The following is a 5,768-nucleotide window of genomic DNA, read 5'->3' on the forward strand; positions in this document are numbered from 1 at the left end:
CGGCTCCCACGCCGACGCCTACGGTGACGGCACCGACAACGAAGCCCACGCCGAAGCCGACGGGGACGGCGCCCAAGCCGAAGCCGACCTGCCAGCACCATGGCAAGGGCGACCATGGCCAGAAGGACTGCACCTGCGATAAGCAGTGCCAGGAGCAGTGCCAGTCTCACGGCAAGCCCGAAACGTGCCACAACGGGCTTCCTCAGGCACCCGCTCCTAAGCCGGTCACCGGGGACTACTCCGTGACCGACTGGATGGCCCCGCCGAGCTGAACCATCGTGTTCTTTCGTCGTGGAGGAATTGAGTCTCGACGAAGGTTCGTGATGGGGTCTTAGCGGGTCGCGAAGGGCCCGGCCTACAGAAACATGGGCCGGGCCCTTCGTCCTGCGAGGGTTCCGATAACGCACTTGCGCATCGAGGTAATGAGACCCGGCTTATGCGGAGCGTTCGCGGCCGAACGGCACAAACCGGCCGCTGTGAAGAACTCGTCCCACTCGCCTGCTCCCTCGAGTCGCTGAACTAGACGTTCTTCAGAAAAAGGAACAAGCACCTGTTTTTGGACCTCCCGCCACGTCTCTTCGGGACGGTCAACAGTCATAAACGCCTATGGCGAGCCCCTCACAATGTGATCACTGTGTGTGATACAACTGCTGCTAACAGTGAATCGCAGGAGGGGGTGATGGGCGTGGGACTTAAGTTCTGGGCTGGTGCCGTACCGGGCGCCGCGGCGATTGCCGCCATGGTTACGGTGGCCGGCTGCAGCGGTTCGCACGGGGGACGGGCTCAAGGGGCCGGCGTCGACAATTCGAAGCTCGTGGAGGCGACCACCGATTCGACGGTTCTCAAGGCGCCGCTGGATGGTAACTCGTCCAAACCCGGCGACGGGACGGTGCTGCATCCCAATACGCCGCAGACGGTGTACGAACGGCCAGGCGGCGCTCCGATCGCACGGCTGCCAGTGACACAGCTGAACAGCCCTACTTGGATGCCGGTGATCGCCAGCCAAACTGGCTGGCATCAGGTGCTGCTGCCATCCCGTCCTAATGGCGCTACCGGGTGGATTGCCGCAAACGACAGTCTGCAAGGGGCGTTCACCCCCTACGTCGTCAAGGTTGACCTATCGGACCGGCGGCTCATCCTGCTGAAGTCGAACAAGCCAACGGGGAGTTGGAAGGTTGCGGTGGGTGCCGCCGCCACCCCTACCCCGGTCGGCCGCACGTTCCTGCTCGCCTCACTGAAGCCGTCCAAGCCCGGACCTAGCCCGCTGATCCTCCCCGTCGGTGCGCATTCGCAAGCCCGCGACACTATCGGAGGTGGCCCGGGAACGGTCGCCTTCCATGGCTGGCCTGACCGGTCGGTCTTCGGGCGGGCGACCACCCAGGGCAGCGTAGCCGTCCCCGAGGATGCATTGAAGGCGCTGTCGCTTGTGCCGTTGGGCAGCCTGGTCTTCATCAGCAACTGATCCCGGGACTCGACCTCGCCATCTGTGAGGATCGCCCGTCTGGACCCAGACCGCCCAGACGTTGAACGTCACATCGGTCTTGGGGACGCAATCCAGTAGATCTGCGGTGAATCGACCAAAAATGTCGAAGATTTGTGCTTGCCGGAGCGGCGATTCTGCCTGGTCGTAGGCTTGCTGGGCCAGTTCGATCGCGGTGGGGCACCCGTTGTCCTAGTAGGCGCTCATGACGCTGGCGGCGGGTGATCCAGCCCTGCAGCCAGAGGTCCCCGATGCCATGGCGGAGCCGGGTGGCGGTTGCCGGGGGACATCGGCGGCGTTCTGGTCGCAGAGGTGGTACGCGCATTTTCTGTCCGCAGCGGACAGTCGGCCGACCCCCGCCGGTAAAGGTGCGCCCCTCGGTCAGACGACGCCTGGCCGAGGAGCAGGCGGCGGGAGTCCTCCCTGCCGCCGCACACCAGATCTAGTCCCGAATGCCGGCTGGTTAGCGTCCTCATCTCGGGTTGCGGAAAGACACGGGTTGCTCTCCCGCAGTCAAGGAGCCGCGGGAGCCAGTTTTGGAGCCACCGCAGTCAGGCTCTCAACGACTCAACGCGACTCAGTCAGGGCGTTCGTGCAGGTGAGAGGCTCCCCGTTCGACTCGGATCGACCTAGATCGACTTTCCAGCTTTGCTTCACACCGAAGAGGCCACTGGTTCGAACCCAGTATCGCCCACGTTTCCCCAGCTCAGAGGCTTGCTCGGATGAAGAGCAGGCCTCTTTGGCGTTGTCGCAGCTCCTAAGAGGTCACGGATTCCGAACCGGCGGTGCGTGACCTCGCTCCCGCAAGGTCTTCTTGGACTCCGGGGTCGGCCACCGGGTGGTCCAGTGGGAGGAATTTGGGAGATCATCCTTCTCCCACCGTGAACGAGGCCACAAGAAGACCGCGCTGCCGGTCACTCTACGTGGTGGGTGGAACTCTGCACCCCCGGTGTGCTTATCTCGGCGGGACACTCGCTCGAACTCATTCACCGGCGATGCGAACGGCGTGAACGCGGTGGCGTTCAGCCCGAACGGCTCCTGCGCCCTCACCGCCAGCGACGACGGCATGGTACGGGTGTGGGATCTTGTGAGTGGAGGTGAGTTGGCGCTGTGGCGTAGCGACCGACGGGTGTCGCAGTGCCGGCTCCCCCCGATGACTTCGACAAGGTCATCGTCGTGGACGGCATGGTCTACCAGCTACAGCTCATGCCGCCCACCTGACCTGGCTAGATGTACTGCCCAGGCAGGTTGGTTGAGGTTGTGTGACGACACGGTGTGAATGTGCGTGAAGGGTGAAGGCTTCCGGTTGTGGAGTGGAGCTGTCTAGGAACCGCTCCGCCAACAGGAGGCCTTCGTGTCCCACGCTAACGCTGCCCTGACCCCTCGCGGGCGTCTTCGGCTGGCGCGTCTGATCGTCGAGGACGGCTGGCCCATCGCGCGGGCGGCCGAACGCTATGAGGTGTCCTGGCCGACCGCCAAACGCTGGGCCGACAGGTACCGGGCCCAGGGCGCGGCCGGCATGGCCGACCGGTCCTCTCGGCCGCGTCACAGCCCGTCCCGCACCCCGCAGCCGATGATCCGCAAGATCGTGCACCTGCGGTGCAAGCAGCGGCTGGGGCCGGTGCAGATCGCCGGACGCCTGGGCATGCCGGCCTCGACCGTCCACGCCGTGCTGACCCGGTGCCGCCTCAACCGGCTCTCGCACATCGATCGCGCCACCGGCGAACCGATCCGCCGCTATGAACACGACCGGCCCGGCGCGATGCTGCACGTCGATGTCAAGAAGCTGGGCAACATCCCCGACGGCGGCGGCTGGCGGTTTGTGGGCAGAGTCCAGGGCGAACGCAACCGTGAGGCCACTGCCCGCCGCACCGGCGCCCGCAACACCCGCTACGAGCCCCGGGTCGGCACCGCGTTCGTGCACACCGTCGTCGATGACCACTCCCGTGTCGCCTACGCCGAGATCCGCGACGACGAGACGGCTGCCACCGCGATCGAGGTGCTGCGCAATGCCGTCACCTGGTTCACCACCCGCGGCGTCACCATCGAGCGGGTACTCAGCGACAACGGTTCGGCCTACAAGTCCCGCGCCTGGAGCCAGGCGTGTGCCGAGCTCGGCATCCGGCCCAAAAAGACCCGGCCCTACCGGCCGCAGACCAACGGCAAGGTCGAACGCTTCCACCGCACCCTGGCCGACGGCTGGGCACTGGGCCGCTTCTACAACTCCGAACAAGCCCGCCGCAAAGCCCTCCCGGCCTGGCTGCACTTCTACAATCACTGTGAGTCTTTAGGTGGCTGGTCTGGGACTGGCCGGTCAGGGTAGGCGTCGGTCGCTCCGGCTTAAGTCGTGACTCATACAATCACTGGCCCCACCAGGGTGCATTTCGGTGGACTTGTCCGTCCTTGAGACGGAGCGGCCGGCGCCACCTGGCCCACCTCGGTGTCCTGATCAGGAGATTGCCCGACCGTCAGGTCGTGGCCCGTCACAGTGTTGCCCCGAAGTGACTTCCCCCAGGCCGGCGCCGGTCGCAAGCGGCCGGACCGTGTTCCTGGAACAGGAAGGACTTCCGACCGCCGTGACTATCGTCGCGCACAACCATCCGTTCGTCATCGGGGTGGACACCCACGCCCGCAACCATGCTCTGGCCATCCTGGCCGCTACCGGGCAGCAGATCGATTCGGCCGAGTTCCCCACGACCAAGGCGGGCATGACCCGCGCGATCGCCTGGGCTGCCCGCCGGACTGGCGGCGACCTTGCTGCCCTGTGGGTAATCGAGTGCGCCGCCACTTACGGCGCCCAGTTCGCCCATGCCGTGGCCGAGGCCGGCTACCAGGTCCTCGAGGCGCCGCGGATGAATGCACGCGCTCACCGTGGGGTCGGCAAGTCCGACCCGCTGGACGCCCGCAGGATCGCCGAGGCCACCTTGCCCCTGGAGCAAGACCAACTGCGGCACCCGCGCCATGGCGAGGGTGAACGCGCCGCACTGCGAGTTCTGCTGGCCGCCAGGGACCACATGACCACAGAACGCACAGCTGCCGTCAACGCGCTGATCGCGCTCGTGCGGGCCGTCGACCTCGGGGTCGACGCTCGCCACCCGCTGAGCAACCAGCAGATCATCGACATCTCCCGCTGGCGCGCCCGCGACGAGCCGCTGACTGCCGCGACCGCCCGTGCTGAGGCGGAGCGTCTGGCCAAGCGGATCGTCACCCTCAACGAAGAGTTGGCCGCCAACCAGAAAACGATGGAGGTCCTGGTTCGCTCCACCCCCGCGGCTGGGCTGCTGGACAAGATCGGGATCGGGCCGGTCACCGCAGCAGTCTGCCTAACCACCTGGTCACACCACGGCAGGGTGCGCTCAGAGGCCGCCTTCGCCTGCCTGGCGGGGGTGAACCCGATTCCCGCGTCATCAGGGAACACAGTCCGCCACCGACTCAACAGGGGCGGCGACAGACGCCTGAACCGCGCCCTGCACATGGCGACCATCACCCGCATGATCCACGACCCCGCCACCCGCGAGTACGTCGAGCGCCGCCGCGCTGAAGGACGCACCAGAAAAGAGATTCGACGCTGCCTAAAGCGCTACCTCGCCAGACAGATCTACCGACACCTCAACGCGGCCGCCACCCCGGCGCTCCCACTTGACGGGACATAGGAGCGTCCACCGGCCCCACACCGCAACCGGCGGCAAACCACCCATCACCAGACTGACCAACGTCCCTGGGCAGTACAGCTAGACCGTGGCGCCGGTTCTTCGTCTTAAACCCTGGCGGCGTACCGGAAGTCCTGGAGACCGGTCACTGCGTTCCTCGGTCCGCCTGCGGGTTGCCCGGAGAATGTTCGTGCGGTTCCGGGCCCGGCGGAGCTCAATCTTGACAATCGCGGCCCTTGCCTGCGGGCTGGGGTTGTCGAGGTCACGCAGGCCGTGGGTGGCGGCCTCGGCGCCGGAAGTGAACAGCGGTACTGGCGATCGGTAGTGCGGGCCGCTGCAGTGGTCTGCGGCGCCATCGCCCCCAGCATCATCGCGATCCGTAGCGCGAGCAGTTCGCCACCGTCATGGCATCCCGCCCAGCCCGCGCTCACCCGCACCGGCAGCGTGCGGCAGCGCCACACACCGGTCGGCTGATCCAGGGGAGCGCCGACGTGAGGCGGGGAGACGGTCATCGGATCCTCCGATCCGCCGTAGAGCGGCGATGTGCCGGGGCAGCCGTCATCGGTCGCCGCGCGCCGCGCGCGCGGCGTGTTCGGCGGTCTTGGCGCGCTGTTCGGCGGCGCCGCGCGTTCGCGCTG

General features: G+C 66.6%; 4 protein-coding genes. All 4 read left to right on the plus strand.

What is annotated here, in order from left to right:
- Window positions 1-679: 679 nt before the first annotated feature.
- A complete protein-coding gene (locus tag AB0K37_RS33290; RefSeq protein WP_363987747.1) occupies window positions 680-1,462 on the plus strand; it encodes a L,D-transpeptidase in 783 nt (260 codons plus the stop codon).
- Window positions 1,463-2,429: 967 nt separating this feature from the next.
- Complete coding sequence (locus AB0K37_RS33295) at window positions 2,430-2,759, plus strand: WD40 repeat domain-containing protein (protein ID WP_363987755.1); 330 nt, start codon at window positions 2,430-2,432, stop codon at window positions 2,757-2,759.
- Window positions 2,760-2,834: 75 nt separating this feature from the next.
- Entirely contained in the window at window positions 2,835-3,803 is a 969-nt protein-coding gene (locus AB0K37_RS33300; protein WP_363987749.1) for an IS481 family transposase, read from the plus strand.
- 253 nt (window positions 3,804-4,056) lie between these two features.
- Window positions 4,057-5,133, plus strand: a complete 1,077-nt coding sequence (locus tag AB0K37_RS33305) for an IS110 family transposase (protein ID WP_363987756.1) — start codon at window positions 4,057-4,059, stop codon at window positions 5,131-5,133.
- The last annotated feature ends 635 nt before the right edge of the window (window positions 5,134-5,768 follow it).

It is taken from the genome of Actinomadura sp. NPDC049753 (genome assembly GCF_040674655.1).
GTDB classification, from domain to species: domain Bacteria; phylum Actinomycetota; class Actinomycetes; order Streptosporangiales; family Streptosporangiaceae; genus Spirillospora; species Spirillospora verrucosospora.

Excerpts from the sequence above, each read along its gene's own strand:
- AB0K37_RS33290 (WP_363987747.1), top strand. The coding sequence starts at position 680 with ATGGGCGTGGGACTTAAGTTCTGGGCTGGTGCCGTACCGGGCGCCGCG.